A 22,978-nucleotide genomic window follows, 5' to 3' on the forward strand; every position below is an offset into this window, starting at 1 on the left:
GTCGTCCATATCGGTCTGCGGCCTCGCCGGGCAGTGGGAGCGCCAGTATGTTCGGCCCGGCATGCTGTTCCCGACGTTCGTCTTCGGAGCGTTCTTCGTCATCGTCTTCGTCGTGAACTGGCTGACCCGGCCGCATCCGGCGCTGTGGAAGCCGCTGATGCTCACCGCCAGCATCGTGTTCTACGGCTGGTGGAGCTGGCGCTTCGTGTTCCTGCTGCTGGCGACCATCGTCATCAACTGGGTCGTCGGGCACTTCGCCGCAGCTGCGCTGCGGGAATCAAGCCCGGCCGCAGCTGCGCTGCGGGCATCAGAACAGGGGGCTACGAACTCCGACCACCGGAGACGCTGGTGGATCCGGGCTGGTGTGGCAGCCAATCTCGGCATTCTCGGCGTCTTCAAGTACTGGGACTTCTTCGCTGTCGAGATGTCGAACCTGCTCGACAGCCTCGGCATCTCAGGAGCGCTGCCGGTGCTGGAGTACACGTTGCCGGTCGGCATCTCCTTCTACACGTTCCAGGCGATGAGCTACATCATCGACATCGGCCGGGGCCGAGTCCGCGAGATGGCACCGCTGGACTTCGCTGTCTACCTGTCGTTCTTCCCCCAGTTGGTGGCAGGCCCGATCGTGCGGGCCGCGGAGATGGCCCCGCAGCTCGCCGCCCGTCCCGACCCCCGCTACGTGCCGGCGGCCGAGGCATTCGGCCTCATTCTGAATGGCCTGTTCAAGAAGGTCGTCATCTCAAGCTTCCTCGCAAGCGAGATTGTGGACGGCGTCTTCGCCGATCCCTCAGCGCACAGCGGTCTGGAAGTCGTGCTGGCTGTGTACGCCTACGCCGTCCAGATCTACGCCGACTTCTCGGGCTACACCGACATCGCGATCGGCGTGGCGTTGCTGCTGGGCTTTCGCTTCCCGCAGAACTTTGACAACCCGTACCGAGCTGTCTCCCTGCAGGACTTCTGGCGGCGTTGGCACATGACGCTGTCGCGGTGGCTGCGCGACTACCTGTACGTGCCGCTGGGAGGCAACCGGCGCGGCCGCGCCAACACCTACCGCAATCTCATGATTGTCATGTTGCTCGGCGGCCTCTGGCACGGCAGCACATGGAACTTCGTGATCTGGGGCGGCATCCACGGCGTCGTTCTGGCGGTCGAGCGGCTGCTGCGCGAGCACCGCGAGCGCACCGGAATGAGCCCGCTGCTGCCGTCGGGCATCGGCGAGACGGTGCGCTGGCTGGTCACGTTCCACGTGGTGTGCCTGGCGTGGGTGTTCTTCCGCTCCGAGTCGCTGTCGGCGGCAATGGAGATGCTCGGTGCCGTTGCCAACTTCGGCAACTACGCCGGAACTGCGACACCGCTCGTCATCGCGGTGACGTTCGGAGCACTGGCCTTCCAATTCATGCCTTCGGACTGGTTCGAACAGCTCCGCGATGGTTTTGCCAGCCTGGGCTGGGTGAGCCAGGGCGCTGTGGTGGGGCTGTCCCTGGTGGCAATAGACGTGCTTGGCCCGACGGGCGTGGCCCCGTTCATCTACTTCCAGTTCTGAGTCATGCCGGCCTCACACGTTCCTGCTGATCAGCGATCCGGACCCTCTGGGGACCAGCCGCGGCTCGACGCGACGGACCGCCGTCGCGGTGTGGCTGCCGGCAGGGTGCTTGCGGCCGGTGCGTTCGGGCTGGTGCTGGCGATCGCACTCAACGCCCAGCAGCTGTTGCGCGAGGCTTCCCAGAAGCCGTTCGGCTGGGAGCGCGATGGGTCGGTCGCGGTCTGGGAGCCTGTCGAAAGTGCATCGAGTGCCGTGGGGCTTCACCTGCCCCGTCTGTGGGCGGACGAGGCCCTGGGCCGCACCGTGACGGACCCGGGTGGCACGCAGGCCGGGTCAGACAGTGTCACCGCTGAGACTCCGGCACCGGCCGACCCCGGGGCAGCTGGGGGAATCGTGGTCGCCGAGACCGGCGCCGACGGGGACGCAACCGGCGCCCCAGCAACCACTCCAGACACCGTGGCCGTGATCGACGCCACTGGTGAGCCGACACAGGCGGCCGTCCCCACACCGGACAATCCGCTGCGCCTTGCCGTGATCGGCGATTCGATGGTCAGGTTCTTCGGCGACACGATGGTCTCGCTGGCCAACCAGACCGGTGTCATCGATGCCGCGACCGAGCACCAGCTCTCCAGCGGCCTCACCCGCCCCGACTTCTATGACTGGCCGGCGCGGATTGTCGAGGTCATGACAACCGACGATCCCGATGCGGTGGTGTTGATGTACGGCGGCAACGACGCGCAGGCGCTCGTCGTGGACGGCCAGATTGCCCGCCCATTCTCGGACGGCTGGGTGCGCGAGTACTCAGCTCGCGTCGGGCACATGATGGATCTGGTCACGACAGACCCCGATCGCATCCTCATCTGGGTCGGGCAGCCGATCATGCGCGACCCCGACTTTGACCACAAGATGGTTGAGCTGAACAAGATCTATGCGGCCGAGGCGGCCACGCGTGAACGTGTCCGTTACGTCGACACACGGAACCTCTTCCGCGGGCCCGACGGCGGTTTCAGCCGCTACGTGATCGACGAGGCGGGTCAGCGCACCGATGTGCGCCTCACCGACGGGGTCCACCTCAGCACGATCGGCGGGCAGTGGCTGTCGCAGCTCCTGCTCGACGAGCTCGGCGAGATGGTCGACTTGAGCTCGGGCGCCGCATCGTGAACTGACGCTGCGGCTCAGCGGCAGATCGCCTTGAACTCGAGACCGGAATCAGCCAGTCGTTCGAGGGCCATGTCGAGACCGCGGACGGTTGTCGAGCGATGCCCGCCGCCGTCGTGCAGCAGGATCACGGCGCCCGGCTTCGAACGGTTGACGAGGCCGTTTGCGATCGTCCTCGCCGACGGTCCTAGCCAGTCTCGCGGGCTGTACGACCAGCTGATCAGCTTCAGGCCGAAGTCGGCAGCCCACTGCTGGGTATATGTGCCGACGGCCCAATACGGCGGTCGAAGGCAGGGCGTGGCGAGCGGTCCCAAGACATCCTGCGTGCGCCCGATGGAGCGGTCGAAGGCCGCCTGCGACACGCGGGCGAGCGACTCGTGCTGCCAGGAGTGGTTGGCCAGAGTGTGGCCCTCATGTGCGATCCGCTGGATCAGCAGCGGGTACTTCTCCGCCAAGTACCCCACCACGAAGAACGTCGCTTGAACACCGTGACGCGCCAGCACGTCGAGCACCTGCGGCGTATAGGTCGGATGCGGACCGTCATCGAAGGTCAGGTAGACGACTGGGCCGTCGTCGGGCACGGGTGGCGGAGAGATCGGGGTCCCCGACCAGAAGCCGTTGAGGTCACGAGTCGCAATCCGCTCGCTGAGTTCGGCCCCGAAGACCTCGATCGAGAGCCGGTAGCTCGCCCTCTCGATGAGCGAGGAGGCGACAGTGATGCTCCAAGCTCCGCCCGCAGGCATGCGGCTCGCGAACCGTTGGGTCTCTTCGGCGATGGGCACCAGCACGATGTCGTCGAGACGAGCTTCCAGCCAGACGCCAGCTGGCGCGTCGAGCGTCGCCACCACGACATCGCCCTCGGCGGCGTGAACGAGGAAGGGATGCCGTTCGCGCAGCCCGATTCGATCCGACATTGCGGTACCGATGCCGTCGAGCTCAAACCGGGCGGGCGTGGGCAACCGGGCGATCTGCAGCGATGGCACGTTGCGGACCGGTTCGACGCGGACAGCGGTGACTGCGTCACCGGCGTCATCCATGCTGACGGTCAAGGTCGTTCGCCTCGTGATGACCGTCGGCTGCTCATACGGTGAGCGATCAAAGAGCGATATCTCGATGTCGCCGCCCTGGATGTCGACCGTCTCGACGATGATGCGCTGACCGAGCTCGATCAGATCTCCCAGACGGAAGGCTCCGCCTACGTCGACAGCGGGGACCAGCCAGTTAGTTGGCGGCAAGCCTGATGTCTCCTCGATGACATGCAGGACGTAATCATCAATGCCGTCGTCGTCCAGGTCGCCCCTCGCAGTCTCTGGCTGCAGCGAGAATGCGCGATCCGGGAACGACGCGGCGAGCGAGATCTCAACGGCAGTCGCGATCTGTTCCTCTTCATGCATCTTGGCGTCGGTCTGATTGGATTCCGAATCAGGCTCACCGGGCGGTGGATCGTCGGCCTCCTCGTCTGCAGCGTCGGTGCCGTCCAATGCTCCGCTCGAGGGGGACACTGTGGCGGGCTGTGTCGTCGCTGGAGCCGCGGTCGGCGCAGCACCTGCCGAAGTGGACGGCGGATCATCTGAAGTCGTGGCCGGCGGCGCGACAGCGGTCTCGATGACATAGGGCGCTGCGGTAGTCGGTGCTGCGTCGCTCGGGGGTTGGTTGTCGCATGCGCTGCTCAGCAGCGCAAACAGGATCAGGACGATGATCGACGTGCGCCCGCGAAATCGATCCATTGCCACTGATCATGACCGATGCAGCAGCGTGCGATGAGTCGATTGAGTGCCGCCCGGCCAGCAGCGCGCGGCAGGGCCTAGCCGCGGCCGCAGTTGGGGCGCTTGCCGTGGTTGGCCTTGCTGCGGCGCGCCCGGAGCTTCCGCTTCTTGGTGCGCTTCGACATAGGCGTTGCAGGCTACCGAGGCAGTGCCGGCATCCGGTCGTATCGCCTTTGTCTTCCGCTCTTGTTCGCTGCGCTCACGGGCCGCTCGGGCCCTGGGCTCAGCCGACGGCGCCCACCTCATGCAGCTTCTCGATGTCGTCGGCGTCGAATCCCCAGTCGGCGAGCACCTCGTCGGTGTTCTCGCCGGGGGCTGCGGGCGGCCGGGCGACCTCGCCGGGGGTGCGGCTGAAGCGGGGCGCGGGTGCCGGCTGCATGACGCCCTCGACCTCCACGAAACTGCCCCGGGCGACGTTGTGGGGATGATGCGGCGCTTCGGACAGGTCCAGCACCGGTGCGTAGCACACGTCGGAGCCGGCCATGATCTCGTCCCACTCGTCGCGGGTCTTGGTCTTGATGACCTCTGCCAAGCGCGCCCGCTTGTCCGCCCATGCGTCCCGGTCGTTGCGGTCCACGGTGGGAGCGTCGGCTAGGCCGGTCTTTTCGAGCAGCTCGTCGTGGAACTTGCCCTCGATGGACCCCACTGACACGAACTTGCCGTCCGATGTCTCGTACACGCCGTAGTAGTAGGCGCCGCCGTCGAGGAAGTTGGATTCGCGCTCGTCCGTCCAGCCGCCCGAGCCGTAGATGCCGTAGATCGCCGCCATCAGCGACGCCGCACCTTCGGTCATGGCTGCGTCTACCACCTGGCCCTCGCCCGAAGCGCGCGCTTCGAGCAGCGCCGCGCACACGCCGAACGCCAAGTACATGCCGCCGCCGCCGAAGTCGCCCACCAGGTTGAGCGGCGGGCTCGGTGCCTCCGAGGGGCCGATGGCATGCAGCGCACCGGTGAGGGCGATGTAGTTGATGTCGTGGCCGGCCGCGTGCGAGAGCGGGCCTTCCTGGCCCCATCCGGTCATGCGCCCGTACACCAGCTTGGGGTTGCGCGCGAGGCAGTCGTCGGGCCCTAGGCCCAGCCGTTCGGTCACGCCGGGGCGGAAGCCCTCGATCAGCGCGTCGGCTTGGGAGACCAGCTTCAGCACGGTCTCGACGCCGTCGGGCGACTTGAGGTCAACTGCCACCGAGCGGCGGCCGCGGTTGAGCACGTTGAACTTGCGCCCCCGATCGATGCCCAAGTCCTCGGGAGCCATGCGGTCGATGCGAACGACGTCGGCGCCGAGGTCGGCGAGCAGCATCGCGCAGAACGGTCCAGGGCCGATGCCGGCCAACTCGATCACCTTGAGTCCTTGCAACGGTCCCATGGGTTCCTCCCCGTCAATGGATGCCTCGGGCGCGTACCCGAGGGGGCGAAGTCTTGCACGCGGCGCTCGGTACCGCCCGGGAGGGCCGTCAGCACCCGGCGGTGCACTCATTAGCCTCGCCCGGCGATGGAGCGCTTTGGGTTCGTGGGCCTGCCCAACGCGGGGAAATCGTCGCTGTTCAATTCGCTTGCCGGCGGCGGGGCACTGGCGGCACCGTATGCCTTTGCCACCACCGATCCGAATGTCGGCGTGGCTCGGGTGCCCGACGCCCGGCTCGATGCGCTTGCCGAGATGAGTGCCAGCCGCAAGGTGGTGCCCACCACCACGGAGTTCATCGACATCGGCGGACTCGTGGAGGGCGCCAGCAAGGGCGAGGGATTGGGCAACCGGTTCCTGGCGGGCATCCGCGAGGTGGATGCGATCGTGTTTGTGCTGCGCGCCTTCGGCGATCCCGACGTGCCCGGCCCCGCCGACCCGCTCGAACACTTGCGCATCGTCGAGACCGAGCTGACACTGGCTGATCTGGAGTCGGTGGAATCCCGGATCGACCGCCGGCGCAAAGCGGCGCGCAGCCAGCCGTCTGACACAGCACTCGCCGACGAGGTAGCGGCACTCGACGCCGCGCTCGAACACTTGGCGGCGGGAACGCCGCTGTACCGGGCGTGGCCGCTCGGCGCAGTGTCCGATGGGCCTGACGAATATCCGCACCGCGCCGCGCTGCGGAGCCACTTCCTGCTGACCGACAAGCCGGTCATGGCAGTGCTCAACCTCGGCGAGGACCAGCTCGATGCGGCGGCGGAGCTGGCAGAGCCCATCGAGGCCGAGCTGCCGGGTGCAACGGTGCTGCCGCTGTGCGTGCAGCTCGAAGCTGAAGCTGCACAGCTCGCGGGTGCCGAACGAGCCGAACTGCTCGAAGGACTCGGTCTCGGGGAGGGCGCGCTGGAGCGCTTCGTGGCTGCTGCGCACGGCCTGTTGGGCCTGCACACGTTCCTCACCACGGGCGAGAAGGAATCCCGGGCCTGGACGTTCCGGGCCGGATGGCGGGCGCCGCAGTGCGCTGGACGCATCCACACCGACTTCGAACGCGGCTTCATCCGAGCCGAGGTGATCGACTGGGCCGAACTGCTGGATTTAGGCTCATGGTCTGCCGCGCGGGACGCCGGCCGCCTGCGAGTCGAGGGGAAGGACTATCCGATGCGCGATGGCGACGTCGTGGAGTTCCGCTTCAACGTGTAGCCATGCCCTGGCTGGCCTGCGGGGAACGAGTGGTGGCAAGCCTTGAGGTTGCTCGTACCCGCTCTGAACGCCGGCGTGGCCTGCTCGGGCGAGACGACCTGACCGGGGCGCTGCTGATCGAGCGGTGCCGTTGTGTGCACACCATCGGGATGAGATTCGCCATCGACGTGGCGTACCTCGATGCGCATCGTCGCGTGATCGACATCGTGACGATGCCGCCCGGGCGGATCGGCCGTCCCCGCTTGGCCGCCCGTTCGGTCATCGAATCCCGCGCCGGCGCATGCGAACGCTGGGGCTTGGCCGTGGGCGACACTCTCGATGTCCGGCTCGACGCATGAGCGAGACGGAGAATCGGCTGTGGCTGGTTGCCACGCCTATCGGCAACCTTGCTGACATCGCCCCGCGGGCGGTCGAGGTGCTGGCGACGGTGTCGTTCGTGGCCTGCGAGGACACCCGCCGCACCGGCCTGCTGCTGCAGCGGCTGGGTGTCGGACCGCGGCCGCTGGTGGTGATGCACGAGCACAACGAGGCCGCCATCGCCGCAGAGATCGTGCAACGCCTGACGGCGGGGGAGACCGCCGCGTACATCACGGACGCGGGCATGCCAGCCGTTTCCGATCCCGGGCAGCGGCTGGTCGCGGCGGCAGCAGCAGCAGGCATCGGCGTCAGCGCCGTTCCAGGGCCGTCGGCACCGGTGACGGCGTTGGCTGTCTCAGGTCTGCCGACGGATCGCTGGGTCATGGAAGGGTTCCTGCCCCGCAAGGGAAAGGCCCGCAATCGACGACTCGACGAGATCGCCGCCGAACAGCGAACCGTCGTCCTGCTGGAATCACCCAAGCGCCTCGGCGCCACGCTCGAAGACCTGGCCGAAGCCTGCGGCGCCGACCGTCAGGCAGTCGTCGTCCGCGAACTCACCAAGCTCCACGAAGAGGTGGTACGCGGCACGGTCGCCGAGTTGGCGGCTCAGTTCGCCGAACCGCCCAAGGGAGAGATCGTCGTAGTTCTCAGCCCTGCGACCTCCCACCCCCCATCTGACGAGCAGATTCGAGCCGATCTCCACCGAGAACTCGCAGCCGGCGCCAGCCCCCGCGACGCAGCAACCACCGTGGCGAATCGACTCGGTATCGGCCGCAACCGCACCTACCCCATCTCCACGACGCTGGCCCAGTCCCCCGACACGTAAGAGCCTGCACGGCAGAGGCACAGATCACATAGCGGTGAAGTGGGCGCCGGAATTCAACGGGCGGTCGCGCTGCTCCTCACTACCCTGCTGACGTGGCCTCCTACTACGTCACGACGCCGATCTACTACGTCAACGACGCCCCCCACATCGGGCACGCGTACACGACGATCACCGCTGACGCGATCGCTCGCTGGAATCGTCTGTGCGGCGACGACGTCATGTTCCTGACCGGCACCGACGAGCACGGCCTCAAGGTCCAGCGGGCCGCAGAGCAGAACGGCTGCACTCCCATCGAGTGGGCCGACCGCACCGTCGTGCGCTTCCGGGAGGCGTGGCAGCAGCTCGATATCGCCAACGACGACTTCATCCGCACCAGCGAGCCCCGCCATCACCACTCTGTCCAGCAACTGCTGCAGGCCTGCTACGACAACGGCGACATCACCCTGCAGACCTACGAGGGCCTGTACTGCGTGAGCTGCGAGGCCTACTACACCGAGGACGACCTCGACGACGGCATGTGCCCCATCCACCGCCGACCGGTCGAGCACGTCTCAGAGGAGAACTACTTCTTCTCGCTCAGCCGCTACGAGAAGCCCCTGCTGGACTGGTACGAAGCGCATCCAGACTTCGTCGTCCCGGCGACCAAGCGCAACGAGGCGCTGGGGTTCATCCGCAGCGGGCTGCAGGACTTCTCGATCAGCCGTACGTCGCTGGACTGGGGCATCCCCATCCCGTGGGACCCGAGACATGTCACCTATGTCTGGTTCGACGCGCTCACCAACTACATCACCGCTGCTGGTTACGCCAGCGACGACGCCCAGTTCGCGCATCGCTGGCCGGGTGTGCACCTGATCGGCAAGGACATCCTCCGCTTCCATTGCGTGTACTGGCCGGCGATGCTGATGAGCGGTGGCGTGCTGCCGCCCCGCCGGGTCCACGTGCACGGCTTCTTGCTCGTCGGCGGCGAGAAGATGGCGAAGTCGGCGCTCAACCAGATCGCCCCCGGCGACCTGGTGGACGACTTCGGCAGCGACGGCGTGCGGCACCACTTCCTGCACGATCAGCCCTTCGGCCCCGACGGGGACTTCTCTTATGAGGGGATGGTTGCCCGCTACAACGCCGACCTGGCCAACAATCTGGGCAACCTCATGAGCCGGGTCGCCACCGTGGTCAGCCGCAAGTGCGACGGCATCGGGCCCGCGCCCCGTCCCGACAGCCCGCTGACCGGCGCGGTAGCCGAGAGCGTTGCCGAGACCGCCGATGCCTGGAAGCGTCTGGCGCCCTCGGAAGCCCTGGACGCGACGTGGCGGATCATCCGCGAGACCAACGCGATGCTTGAGGCCGCCGAGCCGTGGAAGGCCGATCCGGGCCCCGAGACCGACGCCGTGCTGGGCGATGCACTCGAGGCGCTGCGCATCGTGGCAGTGCTCGCATCGGTGGCCACGCCGAGGGGCTGCGACGAGGTGTGGCGGCGCATCGGCATGGAGGGCTCGGTTGCGGATCAGCGACTGCCTGAAGCTGCGACCTGGGGCGGCTACCCCGGCGGCCTGCCGGTGTCGACCGGCGAGCCCCTGTATCCCCGCCTGAAGTGACCTCGCAGCGATGAACTCAGCACCGCAACCCGAGATCTGGGTGGACAGTCATTGTCATCTTTGGAATGGGGGAGCCGAGCTGGTCGCCGAGGCCCACCAGGACGGCGTGGCGTGGATTGTCGACATCGGCACTGACGTCGAACACAGCATTGCTGCGCTGGAGCGGGCTCGCACCCTGCCCGGTGTGGCGGCAACGATCGGGCTGCATCCTCACGACGCAGACGAAGGCCCGGCTGCCCTTGATGCCCTCGAGCAGCTGATTGCCGCGGGCGAGACCCCGGTCGCGATCGGCGAATGCGGGCTCGACTACTACTACGAGCACTCCGATCGTGGCGCCCAGCGCGCGGCATTCGCCGCCCAGATCGCCATGGCGCACCGCTATGAGCTGGCCCTGGTGATTCACAGCCGGGATGCCTGGGAAGACACCTTCGACGTGCTCGATGCAGAGGGCGTGCCCCCCGGCACGGTGTTCCACTGCTTCACCGGCGGGCCCGATGAGGCGCGTGCAGCGCTTGACCGGGGCGCCTCGGTGTCATTCAGCGGGATCGTGTCATTCCGCAACGCAGCCGAGATACGCGATGCCGCAGCGCTCGTTCCCGCCGACCGCTACCTGGTCGAGACCGACGCGCCCTACCTGGCGCCGGTGCCCAAGCGGGGCAAGCAGAACCGGCCGAGCTGGGTGCGCTTCGTGGGCGAGGCGGTCGCGGCGGCACGCGGCGTCCCGGCGAGCCAGGTTGCGGCGGAGACGACTACCAACGCCGTGCGCATCTTCGGACTGGGTGAGCCCGAAGCTTCATGACCGGCCGGCTGCTGACCCTGCCCGCCACCAAGGAGCTGCTGGAACGAGCAGGCACCGCACCCCGCCGCAGCCTCGGTCAGAACTTTGTGGTCGATCCGAACACGGTCCGCCGCATCGCACGGCTTGCGGACATCGGCCCGGGCGACCGCGTCGTTGAGATCGGCGCAGGGCTGGGTTCGTTGACGCTGGCGTTGGCTGAGACCGGTGCCCAAGTGGTGGCAGTGGAGACCGACGGTCACCTCGTGCCGCTGCTGCGGGAGATGACCGATCCGTGCGGTGAGGCGGTGAAGGTGGTGCACGCGGATGCCCGGAGCTTGGACTGGGACGCGCTGCTGGAGGGCGCTGGCTGGCACCTCGTGGCCAACCTTCCCTACAACCTCGCCACGTCGCTGGTTCTCACCGTGCTCGATGACGTACCGGCCGTAGCCGACCTGCTGGTGATGTGCCAGCGGGAGGCAGCAGAGCGGCTGGCGGCATCTCCCGGGGGCGGTTCCTACGGGGCCGTCTCGGTGCGTGTCGCCACCCACGCGTGCGCCGAGCTCGCTGGTGCAGTGCCCGACACCGTGTTCTATCCCCGCCCCGAGGTGGACTCTGCGCTGGTGCGGATCACACGGCGGGCACCACCGATCGAACCAGTCCTGCGAGACGAGATCGACCGCTTGGTCACGACCGCGTTCGCGCGCCGCCGCCAGATGCTCCGCCGCACGTTGCGAGATGCCGTCGGTGACGCCGACCGCATGCTCGAAGCAGCCGGCGTGGATCCGACCGACCGCCCCGAACGGCTCGGACTCGACCAGTGGGTCAGGCTTGCCGAGGTCTCTCTCGCAGCTCGGGCGAGGGGCTGAGTCCGCTTTGGCGACCGGGGAATCTGCACGCACCGAGCCGGTGCGGTTGCTGGCGCCAGCCAAGCTGACGCTGTCGCTGCGCATCACCGGCACCCGGTCCGACGGCTATCACTCCATCGACGCCGAGATGGTGACGCTCAACCTGTGTGACGAGATCATCGTGCACCCCAGCTCGCAGCCCTCGGTCGCGATCGTGCCGACGCCCGTCGCGCGCGGGGGAGCCGTCACTGCTGCCGACTGGGACATCCCCACTGACGGGTCGAATCTGGTGATGCGGGCGCTGGAGCTTGCCGGCAGGACGGCCCATGTCGAGATCCGCAAGCGAATCCCGCCCGGTGCCGGCCTCGGCGGGGGATCGGCCGACGCAGCCGCAGTGCTCCGTTGGGCGAATCGGATGACTGCCGCGGAGACTGCTGACGGGGCAGCCACCGGCTCGCAGCTTCACGCGCAAGCCCCCACGTATGTCACCCCGCAGCAGGCGGCAACGCTGGGTGCAGACGTCGCGTTCTGCCTCGTTGGCGGGCGCGCTCGCGTCACCGGAATCGGCGAGATCGTCGATTCGCTCCCGTTCCGGGAGCAGTCCTTCGTGCTGTGGACACCGCCGATCGGGGTCGATACCGCGGCGGTGTACCGGACATGGGACGCGCTCAGCGTTCCAGCGGGCGAGCAGTCCAACGACCTCGAGCCAGCAGCATTGGCGCTCTACCCCGAGCTCGCAGCGTGGCGCGACGAGTTAGAGGCAGCCACCGGGCGCATGTCCCAGCTCGCAGGCAGCGGCGGCACCTGGTTCGTCCCCGCCCCCTACCCGATGCAACCCGACGTGGTCCCGCACGAGGGCGTCAGCGCCGCGCTGGCCCGAACGATCGGCCGCCTGTAGACGAGAAATGCTGGAGAATCAGCGGTTTCGTCGCTGATAGCGCGTGCGCCGCAGCATCTTGCGGTGCTTCTTCTTGCGCATCCGCTTGCGGCGCTTTTTGACCAGCGATCCCATCGGACGGTGAACGCTATCGCCTCGGCGGCGGTGCAGCACGAGTGCCGCAGCGGCGAAAGCTGACAGTTCTGGGCAGCATCGGAGTCTGGCGCAATCGGGCGCCCCCAAAACGCTGCGGGTCGCTGGTGGCGAGGTCGCTACCCTCGATCCCGAACCACGCCGGCCGCAGCGGCGTGCGCGATCGGGGATCGTTCAATTGGTAGGACATCGGGTTTTGGTCCCGGCAATGGAGGTTCGAGTCCTCCTCCCCGAACCCTGCTGTCGCTTGCTGGCCGCGGATCTGCGCCGATGAGCGCGCGCTGCGCTGCCATCGTGCTGGCAGCAGGCGCTGGCACCCGGATGTCGTCGGACCTGCCCAAGCCGCTGCACCCAGTGGCTGGCCGCGCCATGGTTCTGCGCCTGCTCGACACGCTTGCTGCAGCCGATGCAGGCCCGGTCATCGTGGTCATCGGGCACGAGGCGGACCGGGTGCGCAAGGAGGTTCGCTCAGGCGCGCCCCAGCCGGAACGGCTGATCTTCGCCACCCAACCGCAACAGCTCGGCACGGGCGACGCTGCCCGCGTGGGGCTCGACGCCCTCGGCGAGGTGCCGGAGGCGAGCGATGTGCTGGTGCTGCCAGGCGACACACCGCTGCTGCGGCCCGAGACCCTCACCCGGATCGTTGCCATCCGGCGCCGCGACGGTGCCGCGGCCAGCCTGCTGACCGCCCGCCTCGACGATCCGACCGGCTACGGGCGCATCGTGCGCAGCGACAGCGGGATCACCATCGTCGAGCAGCGCGATGCCTCACCGGCGGAATCTCAGATCGACGAGATCAACGCCGGCGTGTACTGCTTCGACCTAGCCCAGCTCCGTCACGTGCTCCCGCAGCTTCGCCCGACCAATGCCGCATCGGAGTACTACCTCACCGATGCCATCGACCTGCTGGCGCGCAGCGGCCAGAGCATCGCTGCGATGACCCTGAACGATCCCTCTGAGGCCATGGGCGTGAATGATGCCGCTCAGCTCGCTGCCTGCGAAGCCGTCTTGGCCGCTCGCCCCTCACCGTCCTGAAGCCGGGGCGCCCCATGACGGCCTCGACACAGCCCGGACTCCGGGGGTCGCAGGGTGCCGTCGGGTAGTCTCGAAGTGCCGTCGGATTGCAAAATATGCCGCCTGAACCCACCGCCAAGCCGCCTGCGCGAGGGAAAGGCGCGACAGTGTCGAGCGCGTCGCCACCTGGACTGTCTCGAAAGGAATACGCGATGGAGCTGGTCACCAAGAAGCGCCTGCATCTGTTCAGCGGCCGGGCGAATCCTGAATTGGCCCAGGAGATCGCTGCACAGCTGGGCGTGGAGCTAGGTGACCCAGGCTTGGTCGACTTCGCCAACGGCGAGATCAAGTGCAAGTTCGCCGAGTCCATTCGCGGCGGGGACGTCTTCGTCATCCAGAGTCACGCCGCCAGCGAGACCATGAGCATCAACGACGCAATCATGGAGCAGCTGATCATGGTGGACGCCGCGCGACGTGCATCGGCCAAGCGGATCACCGCAGTTGCGCCGCTGTACGGCTACGCACGCCAAGATCGCAAGGCGGCCGGCCGCGAGCCGATCACTGCCCGCCTGCTGGCCGACCTGTTCACTGTGGCCGGGGCCGAGCGGCTGGTGTCGATCGATCTGCACAGCGGCCAGATCCAAGGGTTCTTTGACGGACCGGTGGATCATCTCACCGCTGCGCCGGTGCTCATCAAGTACCTGTCCAACGTCATGGGACCCGATTCGGTCATCGTCTCGCCTGACACGGGCCGGGTGAAGGTGGCCGAGCGCTACGCAACCCGGCTGGGCTGCGACGTGGCATCCATCTACAAGCGACGCGCCACCGAGGACACCAACTCCTCTGAGGCGCTCGGGATCATGGGCGAGGTGGCGGGACGTACCTGCGTGATCATCGACGACATGATCGACACTGCCGGCACCATCTGCTCGGCCACCGAGACGCTGATCGCTCAAGGCGCTGCCGACGTGATGTGTGCCAGCACACACGCCGTGTTCTCCGGGCCCGCCGTCGATCGGCTGAAGAACTCCTCGCTGAGCCAAGTCATCGTCACCAATACGGTGCCGATTCCCAGCTCGAAGCAGTTCGACAAGCTCATGGTGCTCAGCGTCGCCGAGGTGTTCGCCGACGCGCTCGAATCGGTGTTCGAGGACGCGTCAGTGTCGGAAATCTTCGACGGCCAGAACCTCTTCTGAGACCCGTAGGCTTGCCTGCCGCTCAACGTGCAGGCGCTCGACCGGTGAGGGAATCGCGATGGAACAGCTGAAGCTCGTCGCCCACAGCCGCACGCGCACTGGCTCGGGCCCGTCGCGGCGCCTGCGAGCTGACGACAAGATCCCTGCGGTCATGTACGGCCACGGCACCGAACCGGTGCTGCTCACGTTGGATCGCCTGCGGTTCCGGGCCGCGCTGAACGCAGCCGGGCCGAACGCGATCATCACGCTCGAAGTCGAGGGCAAGAACCATCTCACCATCGTCAAGGACATGCAGCGCGACACCATCGCGAACCGCGTGACACACGTCGACTTCATGCTCGTCTCCCTCGATGAGCGCCTCGTCGTCGATGTGCCGGTGCGGCTCGTTGGCGACCCTGTGGTCGCGGGCCGGCAGGGCGCTGTCACCCAGCAGCAGCTGATGTCCCTGCACGTCGAATCGCCCGCTGGTGCCATTCCTCCCGCCCTGGATGTCGACGTGTCGGAGCTGTCACTCGAGACTCCGGTCCGCGTCAGCGACATGACGCTTCCCGAGGGCATGGTGAGCCTGCTCGACGGCGACACGCTCGTGGTGATCGCTCAGCGAACCCGGGCCGCTGTTGCAGCCGAGCAGCTCGGCGAGGACGGCGAAACCCTCGAAGACGACGAGGAAGTCGACGCCGAAGACGCCCAAGACGAGGACTGACCGCCCCGGTGTCCATCTTCCGCCGGGCGGCCGCGCGGCGGGGCACAGCCGCAGACTGGCTCGTGGTGGGTCTGGGCAATCCCCCCGAGCGCTTCGCCGGCAGCCGCCACAACGCGGGCGCAGCAGTGGTGGAGCGCTGGGCGGCGGCATTGGGCTGCGAGCTGGCCGCGGCTCGGCGGGAATACGCCCGGGTGGGCACCGCACTGGTGAGTGGCCAGCGCATCGCACTCGCCTGCCCGACCACCTTCATGAACGAGAGCGGGCGCAGCGTGGGTGTGCTGGTGAAGCGTCAGGGCATCGTCGAGCCGGCCCAACTCGTCGTGGTGCACGACGAGCTCGACCTCGAACCAGGTCAGGTCCGCCTCAAGGCAGGCGGAGGGATCGCCGGTCACAACGGGCTGGCCTCGATCGCCGCCCAGCTCGGCACGCAGGACTTCGTGCGGATGCGCATCGGCATCGGCAAACCGCCGCATCCCGATGCCGGCAAGAAGTGGGTATTGCAGCGGCCCAGCCGTCACGAGGAACCGCTCGTGGATGCGGCCCTCGACCAAGCGGTGTCAGGGCTGGAGGTGCTGGTGCGTGACGGTATCGAGGCGGCGATGAACGTCACCAATGCCCGTCGGCGCGGTCGGGGCCGCTCATCGCCGTGAGCCCAGCCCCAACGGCGCCCCTGCTTGCGCTGACCGAACGTCTCAACCGTGACCCGGGCTTCATTTCGATGCTCGGAAGATCGTCGGGCTCGATCGCCGTCGCAGAGGGGGCCCGTCCATTCGTCGCAGCCGGCTTGGCGACGCAGGGCGCGCGCGCACCAATTCTCGTCGTGACAGCGACGGCCCACGAGGCCGAGCGCTGGACCGACGACCTCGCGACGTGGCTGGGCGCCGATCGGGTGGCGCTGTTCGCCGCGTGGGAGACCCTGCCATTTGAACGAGTGAGCCCGGCGACCGAGACGATGGGTCGCCGGTTGGCGGTGCTGGCGGCACTGCAATCGCCGTCGTCGCAGGGTCCCGGCCTGCCCGAGGTCATCGTGGCCCCGATCCGGTCGCTGCTCCAGCGGCTCAGCCCTGCGGCCTGCGCCGGCGGGATGACCGCATTGGAGGTGGCCAAGGGCGGCCGATGCGACCTCACCGAGCTGGTGGCCCAACTGGTGGCGTGGGGATACCGGCGGGAGCACCAGGTGGAGCACCGGGGCGAGTTCGCCGTGCGCGGCGGGATCGTGGATGTCTTCTGCCCGACAGCGGACGCACCGGTGCGCATCGACCTGTGGGGCGACGAGGTGGATCGCCTGACGGAGTTCTCGGTGTCCGATCAGCGCTCGGTTGCCGACCTCGACCAGACGCGCCTGCTGCCGGCGCGCGAATTGCGTCCCGATGCTGCAATGCGTCGCCGAGCGCGTGAGCTGGCGATCAGCGAACCATGGTGCCGTGAGCACATGGAACGTCTCGCCCGCGGCGAGCTGTTCGACGGGATGGAGTCCTGGCTTCCGTGGCTCGCGGACGAGGAGATCGTGCTTCCGGACCTGCTCGGTTCGGGCGCGTTGGTGCTGCTGAACGAGCCACGGCGGCTGGCTGACCGCGCGGCCGACATCGCTGCGGAGACCGATGACCTGACTCGCTCGCTTGCCGTGACGTGGGGTCTGCGCAACTTCGACAGCACCGATCTGCGCGATGACGAAGGTCAGCACGATGGCGAGGGGGCTCATCAATCAGATCCCCCTCTCGGCGGGCTCCCCCGGCTCCACGTCCCGTTCGACCGGCTGCTCTCACGCTTTGACGGAGCGGTCTGGTCGATCGACTCGACGGCGGCCCCGACCGCCGCCGGTGACCCCGGTTCCAGCATCGCCACTGAACTGTGGACACCCGCAGCCGGCGACCCCACACGGCTGGTGGCGCAGCTCCGTCGCCTCGTGACTGGCACTGAGCGGCCCAGCCCAGGAGCGGAGCGACCCATAGTCATAGTGGCCGCAGAAGGCGAAGGCTCCGCCGCACGTCTCGCCGATGCGCTCCGTGCCGAGGAGGTACCCCTCCGCCTGCACCGCGACCGCGCGGCGTTCGCTCCCCAGCCCGGCGGGCAGGTCGTGGTCGCCCCGCTTGAGAGCGGCTTCATCGCGCCTGCCGCCGGTGTCGCTGTGCTGCCCGAAGCCGAGTTCACCGGCCGTAGCCGCGTCCACCGGGCCGCTCGCCGGCGAACCGCTCTCACGCCGACGTTCGAGGATCTCGGCATCGGCGACTTTGTCGTCCATCATCATCACGGCATCGCTCGCTACGCGGGGCTGGTTCGCCGGGCATTCGGCGACGACGAGCGCGACTACCTCGAGTTGGAGTTCCGCGGCACCGACCGGCTGTACCTGCCCACCGAGCAGATCGACTTCATCCGTCCCTACATAGGCGGCGAGACCCCGCGCCTCAGCCGCATGGGCGGCAGCGACTTCCAGCGGCAGAAGGCCAAGGTGCGCGCTGCCGTTTCCGAGATCGCCCAGGAGCTGGTGGTGCTGTACCAGCGGCGCATCACCACCGCGGGCAACGCATTCGATCCTTACGCAGGGGGCATGGCAGATCTGGCCGACAGCTTCGCCTACACGCCCACGCCGGATCAGCGTCGCACCATTGACGAAGTTCTGGCCGACATGGCCGAGCCTGTCCCGATGGACCGCCTCGTGTGCGGCGATGTCGGCTTCGGCAAGACGGAGGTGGCCGTGCGCGCGGCCTTCTGCGCGGTCACCGCCGGCAAGCAGGCTGCGGTATTGGTGCCGACAACGCTGCTCGCCCAGCAGCACCACCAGACGTTCGCCGAGCGTTACGCCGACCACGCAGTACGCGTCGAGGTGCTCAGCCGGTTCCTCACGCCCGCAGAGCAGCGCTCCGTGATCGCCGGGCTGGCCGACGGTACCACCGATGTCGTCATTGGCACGCATCGCCTGCTGTCAGGCGACGTTAAGTTCAAGAACCTGGGCCTCTTGGTCGTCGACGAGGAGCAACGCTTCGGCGTCAGCCACAAGGAGTCCATCAAGCACTTGCGCGCCGAGGTGGACGTGCTCACGCTGACCGCCACGCCCATTCCCCGCACGCTCGAGATGGCGCTCACCGGCATCCGGGACCTGTCGCTGCTGCAGACACCCCCCGCCGAGCGCCAGCCGATTCTCACCCACGTCGGTCCGTACGACGAACGCGCAGTCAGCGAGGCGATCCGGCGTGAGCTGCTGCGCGAGGGCCAGGTGTTCTTCGTGCACAACCGGGTCGCGGACATCGACCGTGTGGCAGCGGAGCTGGCTGCGCTGGTGCCGGAAGCACGAATTGCGGTGGCGCACGGACAGATGGACGAGGGCACGCTCGAGCAGGTCGTGATCGACTTCTGGGAGGGCAACTACGACGTGCTGGTGTGCACGACGATCATCGAGTCGGGCATAGACATGCCGAGCGTCAACACCTTGGTGGTGGATCGTGCCGATCTGCTCGGCTTGGGGCAGCTGCACCAGATCCGCGGCCGGGTGGGCCGCTCGGGCCAGCGTGCGTATGCGTACCTGTTCCACCCCGAGGGCCGGTCGCTGAGCGAGGAGGCCTACGAGCGCCTCCGGACAATCGGAGAGTCGACCGAGCTGGGCTCGGGTTACCGCATCGCCATGCGAGACCTGCAGCTGCGCGGCGCCGGAAACCTGCTGAGCGGAGTGCAGTCCGGCCACGTCGCCGCGGTCGGCTACGACCTCTACTGCGAGCTGGTCAGCGAGGCTGTCGCCGAGTTGAGCGGTGAGACGCTAGAACAGCCGGCCGAGATCGTCATCGACCTTCCGCTCGTAGCGCATCTGCCTGATGACTACGTGGCCGACGCGACCGGACGCTTGGAGGCCTACCGCAGGCTCGGCGCGGTGACCGAACTGGTCGAAGTGGCCGACGTCGAAGCCGAGTGGATCGATCGCTACGGTCCAGTGCCTGCCGAAGCTCAATCGTTGCTGCACATCGCGCTGTTGCGCGCGGAGTGCCACCGGCTGGGCATGCGAACTTTGGCATTCGCACCCGGCCACGACGGCGGGAGGGTGCGACTGGGACCGCTGGAGCTGACTGCCAGCGAGGAGCTCCGCATGAAGCGCATCTGTGCGGGCACGCCCTTTACGGCGGCCCGCTACAAGGCCGACTCGAACGAGGTGCAGCTGTCGGTGCGGGCGCTCAGGCCGGCCACGGTCGGGCAGCTCTTCGAGTTCTGCCAGCAGCTGCGGCCCCCTTCATGATGAGGGGCGTCAGCACCGCCGACGCGGCAACCACCTAGCCTGCCCCCAGTGCGTGCCGAGCGAAGTTCCATGTCTCGACGAATTCTGCTGTTGGCACTGCTGGTGTTCGGGGCGTTCGCGTGCAGCGACGACGGCAGCGTCGTCACGATCCACACCGAGGTTCTCCAGGAGGACTTCGAAGCGGTCGACGCCGATGATGACGGCGTCGTGACGCGTGATGCTCTCGATGCGGCCGAGCGCGATGCCGAGCTTGCGGCCGCACAAGAGGCCCTCGAAGCGGAACGAGCGGAACGAGCGGCCCAGCTCGCAGAACAAGAGGCTCTCGCCAGGGCGGTGTACGAGGACGGCAGCGCTGTTGCGGCGAGTTTCCCCGGCGGGCAGCTCTCGGTGGCCCAGGTCCGCGCCAGCCTGGCCGCTTCGCCGATGTCGCAGATGGACGATCCACAAGACCCGACCCACGAGGAGTTCATTTCCCGGCTGACTTCGATGCTGCAGCTGCGGCTGGCTGCCGTCGCACTCGACGAGCTCGGATTTCCAGTCGACATCGACGCGTCCGATGAGGACATCAATGCACAGATGCAAGCCCATCTTGAGGGCCCGTTCGAAGAATTCGCTCAGCAGCGCAGCGTCGCCGAGGACCCCAGCATCGAACGCTTGGCGACACCTCACTGCGTGAGTGCCTTGGTGCTGACCAACGAGGCCGACGCCAGCGCGGCCGCCGAGCGTGTGCGCGCGGGAGAGTCGGTGGGAGACGTCGCGGCAGATGTCAACCTGCCTGGGCTCACCGAGGCCGACGGCTCCATCGAATGCGGTCGGCCCTTCGACCTCTTTGGCGCCGGCGAGGTGTCGCTCGCCCTGCTCGAGATCGAGCCTGGCGAAGTGACCGAGCCGATCTTGCTGCCTTCCGCAGCAAGTCCGACCGGCGAGCTCTGGGTGGTGATGCATCTCGACGACCTGCAGCACGACCAGGCCGACCTGTCCGCGATCGGACCGTTCGCCGGCCGTGTGCTGACCGGGATCATGATCGGCTATGAGGTGACCGTGACCCCAGAGCTCGGTACTTGGGATCCCAGCAGTCTCGCGGTGTCCCTGCCGTACGTTCCCTGACCGGTCCCCGAGAGAGTCGTGATGGACGCTGACGCAGACCTCGGCGAACGGATGGTCTCGCTGCATGAGGTGATCGCGAGACTGCGGCGCGAGTGCCCCTGGGACCGGGTCCAGACGCATTCGTCGCTGGCGCCCTATGCCGTGGACGAAGTGTCGGAGCTGGTCGAGGCGCTGCAGGCGGCTGACGATGCACGCGTGGCCGACCCGCGCGAGATGGCGACCGCCATTGAGGACTTGGTCGAAGAGTTGGGCGACGTGCTGCTGCAAGTGCTGATGAACGCTGCAATCGGGGAGGAAGCAGGGACCTTCACGCTGGCCGAAGTGCTGGCGACCGTCGAGGCCAAGATGCTGCGCCGCCATCCTCACGTCTTCGAGCGAGACCCCGAGGCGCCTGAGCCCAGTGATGCCGAACTGTCGGTGCAGTGGGAGGCGATCAAGGCGGCCGAGCGGGAGGCCCGCGCGAATCGCATAGCAGCGCGAGAAGCTCAATCAGGCTGAAGGCCACGTTTCGGCGCGCTGGCACTGCCTGCGTCGACCTTCGGTACTGTGGCATTGCGTGACAGCGCACGCGTCGACGCAGATCGTTCAGGTGGCCGGCCGCGAGGTTCTGGACTCGCGGGGGAATCCCACAGTCGAAGCCGAGGTGCATACCGCTGGCGGCGCCGTCGGCCGGGCGATCGTGCCCTCGGGCGCCTCGACAGGTCAGTTCGAAGCCGTCGAACTGCGCGACGGCACCGACCGCTACGACGGCAAGAGCGTGGCGGTTGCGGTCTCCCATGTGGACGGCGAGATCGCCGGTGCGCTCGTGGGACTCGACGCTGTCGAACAGCGGGCCGTCGACCAAGCGCTCATCGAGCTCGACGCCACCATGAACAAGGCGCGACTCGGGGCAAACGCCATGCTGGCGGCCTCGCTGGCGACCGCCCATGCGGCGGCAGCCACGATCGGCGTTTCCCTGTACCGACACGTGGGCGGCGCCAATGCGCACGTGCTTCCCACGCCGATGATGAACGTGATCAACGGAGGGTCCCACGCTGACAACAACGTGGACCTGCAGGAATTCATGATCGTCCCGGTCGGCGCGGCGTCGTTCTCCGAAGCCCTGCGGTGGGGCACCGAGACCTATCACGCGCTGCAGCGAGTCCTGCGCACGCGCGGTTTGTCGACGGCCGTCGGCGACGAGGGCGGCTTCGCACCCGACTTGGAATCCAACGAGGCCGCGCTGGCGCTGCTGGTCGAGGCAATCGGCGAAGCAGGCTTTGAGGCGGGCGCCGACATGGCACTCGCGCTCGACGTCGCATCCACCGAGTTCTACGACGAGGGCATCTACCGTCTCGCCAGCGAAGGTCGCGAGCTCGATGCCGTCGCCTTCGCGGGATACCTGGCCGATCTGTGCGAGCGCTACCCGATCTGCTCAGTCGAGGACGGCATGGCCGAGGACGACTGGGAGGGATGGTCGCGGCTGTCGGGGGGGCTTGGTGAGCGGGTGCAGCTGGTAGGCGATGACCTCTTCGTGACCAACATCGAACGGCTGGCGCGGGGCATCTCCGCGGGAGTCGCCAACAGCATCCTCGTCAAGGTCAATCAGATCGGCACGCTCAGCGAGACGCTGGATGCCGTCGAGCTCGCGGCCAGCGCCGGCTACACCGCGGTGATGTCGCACCGTTCGGGCGAGACCGAGGACACCACCATCGCTGACTTGGCAGTCGCGACCAACTGCGGCCAGATCAAGACGGGTGCTCCGGCGCGCTCAGATCGGGTCGCCAAGTACAACCAGCTGCTGCGCATCGAAGAAGAGCTCGGCTCCGCGGCGGCCTTCCGGGGCGGCGATTCTCTCGCATCTGGAAGATGAACGCCCCCCCGGACACAGCAGTCGGGCTCCGCCGCCCGCGCTCAGGGCGGCGGGTGATGACCATGCTTGTCGGCCTTGTCATCGTGGTGGGCGCGGTGGGACTCCTGGCGGTGCTGCTCTTTCCCTGGCAGTCGCTCAACTCCCAGCGCAACAACATCACCCACGCGGAAGAAACGCTGGCACGGTTGCGAGCTGAGACATCCCACCTTTCAGAACAAGTTGCCGATGCCAAAGATCCCGTGGTTGTGGAACGGATCGCACGTGAACAGCTCTCGCTCGTGCGTGAAGGGGACACCTTGTACCGGCTGAACGTGGACCCTGCCGACGTGGTCAAACTGCCTCCGGCTTGGCCGCTGCCCGGCGTGGCTCACTTGCTCAGCGACTGAGTCC

Annotated in this window: 22 protein-coding genes and 1 tRNA gene; 19 read left to right on the forward strand and 4 right to left on the reverse strand. The window is 67.6% G+C overall.

The window, feature by feature from the left end:
- The first annotated feature begins 61 nt into the window (after nt 1-61).
- A complete protein-coding gene (locus ACOGW9_RS13740; RefSeq protein ID WP_419912181.1) occupies nt 62-1,543 on the forward strand; it encodes an MBOAT family O-acyltransferase in 1,482 nt (493 codons plus the stop codon).
- Nucleotides 1,544-1,633: 90 nt separating this feature from the next.
- Nucleotides 1,634-2,704, forward strand: a complete 1,071-nt coding sequence (locus tag ACOGW9_RS13745) for a DUF459 domain-containing protein (protein WP_419912183.1) — start codon at nt 1,634-1,636, stop codon at nt 2,702-2,704.
- A gap of 14 nt (nt 2,705-2,718) precedes the next feature.
- Here the strand turns inward: ACOGW9_RS13745 and ACOGW9_RS13750 are convergent, their stop codons facing one another.
- The 3 genes from ACOGW9_RS13750 to ACOGW9_RS13760 all read right to left on the reverse strand — a co-directional run bounded on the left by ACOGW9_RS13750 (nt 2,719) and on the right by ACOGW9_RS13760 (nt 5,830).
- The gene (locus tag ACOGW9_RS13750; protein WP_419912185.1) at nt 2,719-4,428 is read right to left on the reverse strand and encodes a polysaccharide deacetylase family protein; all 1,710 of its coding nucleotides are present in this window, start codon (nt 4,426-4,428) and stop codon (nt 2,719-2,721) included.
- A 77-nt stretch (nt 4,429-4,505) separates the two neighbouring features.
- The gene (locus ACOGW9_RS13755; protein WP_419554825.1) at nt 4,506-4,592 is read right to left on the reverse strand and encodes a 50S ribosomal protein bL37; all 87 of its coding nucleotides are present in this window, start codon (nt 4,590-4,592) and stop codon (nt 4,506-4,508) included.
- Nucleotides 4,593-4,690: 98 nt separating this feature from the next.
- The gene (locus tag ACOGW9_RS13760; RefSeq protein WP_419912187.1) at nt 4,691-5,830 is read right to left on the reverse strand and encodes a CaiB/BaiF CoA transferase family protein; all 1,140 of its coding nucleotides are present in this window, start codon (nt 5,828-5,830) and stop codon (nt 4,691-4,693) included.
- Nucleotides 5,831-5,956: 126 nt separating this feature from the next.
- On the opposite strand from ACOGW9_RS13760, the gene ychF reads away from it, so the two are divergent.
- The 7 genes from ychF to ACOGW9_RS13795 all read left to right on the forward strand — a co-directional run bounded on the left by ychF (nt 5,957) and on the right by ACOGW9_RS13795 (nt 12,362).
- Nucleotides 5,957-7,066, forward strand: coding sequence for a redox-regulated ATPase YchF (gene ychF, locus ACOGW9_RS13765; RefSeq protein WP_419912189.1), 1,110 nt, complete (start codon nt 5,957-5,959; stop codon nt 7,064-7,066).
- A 32-nt stretch (nt 7,067-7,098) separates the two neighbouring features.
- The gene (locus tag ACOGW9_RS13770) at nt 7,099-7,404 is read left to right on the forward strand and encodes a DUF192 domain-containing protein (protein ID WP_419912191.1); all 306 of its coding nucleotides are present in this window, start codon (nt 7,099-7,101) and stop codon (nt 7,402-7,404) included.
- On the forward strand, nt 7,401-8,249 hold the full coding sequence (gene rsmI, locus ACOGW9_RS13775; RefSeq protein ID WP_419912193.1) for a 16S rRNA (cytidine(1402)-2'-O)-methyltransferase: 849 nt from the start codon (nt 7,401-7,403) through the stop codon (nt 8,247-8,249). The genes ACOGW9_RS13770 and rsmI overlap by 4 nt, the downstream gene beginning before the upstream one ends.
- 92 nt (nt 8,250-8,341) lie before the next feature.
- Entirely contained in the window at nt 8,342-9,841 is a 1,500-nt protein-coding gene (locus ACOGW9_RS13780) for a class I tRNA ligase family protein (protein WP_419912195.1), read from the forward strand.
- Nucleotides 9,842-9,851: 10 nt separating this feature from the next.
- Entirely contained in the window at nt 9,852-10,640 is a 789-nt protein-coding gene (locus ACOGW9_RS13785; protein WP_419912197.1) for a TatD family hydrolase, read from the forward strand.
- The gene (rsmA, locus tag ACOGW9_RS13790; protein WP_419912199.1) at nt 10,637-11,485 is read left to right on the forward strand and encodes a 16S rRNA (adenine(1518)-N(6)/adenine(1519)-N(6))-dimethyltransferase RsmA; all 849 of its coding nucleotides are present in this window, start codon (nt 10,637-10,639) and stop codon (nt 11,483-11,485) included. Before ACOGW9_RS13785 ends, rsmA begins: the two co-directional genes overlap by 4 nt.
- A 7-nt stretch (nt 11,486-11,492) precedes the next feature.
- Nucleotides 11,493-12,362 (forward strand): 4-(cytidine 5'-diphospho)-2-C-methyl-D-erythritol kinase, encoded by an 870-nt coding sequence (locus ACOGW9_RS13795; protein WP_419912201.1) that lies wholly within the window; start codon nt 11,493-11,495, stop codon nt 12,360-12,362.
- 18 nt (nt 12,363-12,380) lie between these two features.
- On the opposite strand, the gene ACOGW9_RS13800 is transcribed toward ACOGW9_RS13795, so the two are convergent.
- Entirely contained in the window at nt 12,381-12,476 is a 96-nt protein-coding gene (locus tag ACOGW9_RS13800; RefSeq protein ID WP_323671112.1) for a 30S ribosomal protein bS22, read from the reverse strand.
- A 181-nt stretch (nt 12,477-12,657) separates the two neighbouring features.
- On the opposite strand from ACOGW9_RS13800, the gene ACOGW9_RS13805 reads away from it, so the two are divergent.
- From ACOGW9_RS13805 to ACOGW9_RS13850, 10 genes are all read left to right on the forward strand, one after another.
- Nucleotides 12,658-12,729, forward strand: a tRNA-Gln gene (locus ACOGW9_RS13805).
- 35 nt (nt 12,730-12,764) lie between these two features.
- Nucleotides 12,765-13,529 (forward strand): NTP transferase domain-containing protein, encoded by a 765-nt coding sequence (locus ACOGW9_RS13810; RefSeq protein WP_419912204.1) that lies wholly within the window; start codon nt 12,765-12,767, stop codon nt 13,527-13,529.
- Between the two features lie 191 nt (nt 13,530-13,720).
- Nucleotides 13,721-14,704 (forward strand): ribose-phosphate diphosphokinase, encoded by a 984-nt coding sequence (locus ACOGW9_RS13815; RefSeq protein ID WP_419912206.1) that lies wholly within the window; start codon nt 13,721-13,723, stop codon nt 14,702-14,704.
- Nucleotides 14,705-14,762: 58 nt separating this feature from the next.
- The gene (locus ACOGW9_RS13820; RefSeq protein ID WP_419912208.1) at nt 14,763-15,407 is read left to right on the forward strand and encodes a 50S ribosomal protein L25; all 645 of its coding nucleotides are present in this window, start codon (nt 14,763-14,765) and stop codon (nt 15,405-15,407) included.
- An 8-nt stretch (nt 15,408-15,415) separates the two neighbouring features.
- Complete coding sequence (gene pth, locus ACOGW9_RS13825; RefSeq protein WP_419912210.1) at nt 15,416-16,057, forward strand: aminoacyl-tRNA hydrolase; 642 nt, start codon at nt 15,416-15,418, stop codon at nt 16,055-16,057.
- Nucleotides 16,054-19,629 (forward strand): transcription-repair coupling factor, encoded by a 3,576-nt coding sequence (gene mfd / locus ACOGW9_RS13830; protein WP_419912212.1) that lies wholly within the window; start codon nt 16,054-16,056, stop codon nt 19,627-19,629. Before pth ends, mfd begins: the two co-directional genes overlap by 4 nt.
- 69 nt (nt 19,630-19,698) lie before the next feature.
- Complete coding sequence (locus ACOGW9_RS13835; protein WP_419912214.1) at nt 19,699-20,736, forward strand: hypothetical protein; 1,038 nt, start codon at nt 19,699-19,701, stop codon at nt 20,734-20,736.
- A gap of 21 nt (nt 20,737-20,757) precedes the next feature.
- Entirely contained in the window at nt 20,758-21,234 is a 477-nt protein-coding gene (locus tag ACOGW9_RS13840; protein ID WP_419912216.1) for a MazG nucleotide pyrophosphohydrolase domain-containing protein, read from the forward strand.
- A 58-nt stretch (nt 21,235-21,292) separates the two neighbouring features.
- Nucleotides 21,293-22,588 carry a phosphopyruvate hydratase gene (gene eno, locus ACOGW9_RS13845; RefSeq protein WP_419912218.1) on the forward strand — a complete coding sequence of 432 codons (1,296 nt, stop codon included), beginning with the start codon at nt 21,293-21,295 and terminating at the stop codon, nt 22,586-22,588.
- A gap of 56 nt (nt 22,589-22,644) precedes the next feature.
- The gene (locus ACOGW9_RS13850) at nt 22,645-22,974 is read left to right on the forward strand and encodes an FtsB family cell division protein (RefSeq protein WP_419912220.1); all 330 of its coding nucleotides are present in this window, start codon (nt 22,645-22,647) and stop codon (nt 22,972-22,974) included.
- Nucleotides 22,975-22,978 lie beyond the last annotated feature (4 nt).

Source organism: Candidatus Poriferisodalis sp. (assembly GCF_965203655.1).
Lineage (GTDB): Bacteria > Actinomycetota > Acidimicrobiia > Acidimicrobiales > Poriferisodalaceae > Poriferisodalis.

What these genes read in the sequence shown, in the direction of transcription:
- ACOGW9_RS13800 (WP_323671112.1), bottom strand. Translation starts at nt 12,476, where the DNA reads ATGGGATCGCTGGTCAAAAAGCGCCGCAAGCGGATGCGCAAGAAGAAG.
- ACOGW9_RS13810 (WP_419912204.1), top strand. Translation starts at nt 12,765, where the DNA reads ATGAGCGCGCGCTGCGCTGCCATCGTGCTGGCAGCAGGCGCTGGCACC.
- ychF (WP_419912189.1), top strand. Translation starts at nt 5,957, where the DNA reads ATGGAGCGCTTTGGGTTCGTGGGCCTGCCCAACGCGGGGAAATCGTCG.
- ACOGW9_RS13835 (WP_419912214.1), top strand. Translation starts at nt 19,699, where the DNA reads ATGTCTCGACGAATTCTGCTGTTGGCACTGCTGGTGTTCGGGGCGTTC.
- ACOGW9_RS13815 (WP_419912206.1), top strand. Translation starts at nt 13,721, where the DNA reads ATGGAGCTGGTCACCAAGAAGCGCCTGCATCTGTTCAGCGGCCGGGCG.
- ACOGW9_RS13840 (WP_419912216.1), top strand. Translation starts at nt 20,758, where the DNA reads ATGGACGCTGACGCAGACCTCGGCGAACGGATGGTCTCGCTGCATGAG.
- ACOGW9_RS13820 (WP_419912208.1), top strand. Translation starts at nt 14,763, where the DNA reads ATGGAACAGCTGAAGCTCGTCGCCCACAGCCGCACGCGCACTGGCTCG.
- rsmA (WP_419912199.1), top strand. Translation starts at nt 10,637, where the DNA reads ATGACCGGCCGGCTGCTGACCCTGCCCGCCACCAAGGAGCTGCTGGAA.
- ACOGW9_RS13740 (WP_419912181.1), top strand. Translation starts at nt 62, where the DNA reads ATGCTGTTCCCGACGTTCGTCTTCGGAGCGTTCTTCGTCATCGTCTTC.
- ACOGW9_RS13750 (WP_419912185.1), bottom strand. Translation starts at nt 4,428, where the DNA reads ATGGATCGATTTCGCGGGCGCACGTCGATCATCGTCCTGATCCTGTTT.
- ACOGW9_RS13850 (WP_419912220.1), top strand. Translation starts at nt 22,645, where the DNA reads ATGACCATGCTTGTCGGCCTTGTCATCGTGGTGGGCGCGGTGGGACTC.
- ACOGW9_RS13785 (WP_419912197.1), top strand. Translation starts at nt 9,852, where the DNA reads ATGAACTCAGCACCGCAACCCGAGATCTGGGTGGACAGTCATTGTCAT.
- ACOGW9_RS13755 (WP_419554825.1), bottom strand. Translation starts at nt 4,592, where the DNA reads ATGTCGAAGCGCACCAAGAAGCGGAAGCTCCGGGCGCGCCGCAGCAAG.
- ACOGW9_RS13760 (WP_419912187.1), bottom strand. Translation starts at nt 5,830, where the DNA reads ATGGGACCGTTGCAAGGACTCAAGGTGATCGAGTTGGCCGGCATCGGC.
- rsmI (WP_419912193.1), top strand. Translation starts at nt 7,401, where the DNA reads ATGAGCGAGACGGAGAATCGGCTGTGGCTGGTTGCCACGCCTATCGGC.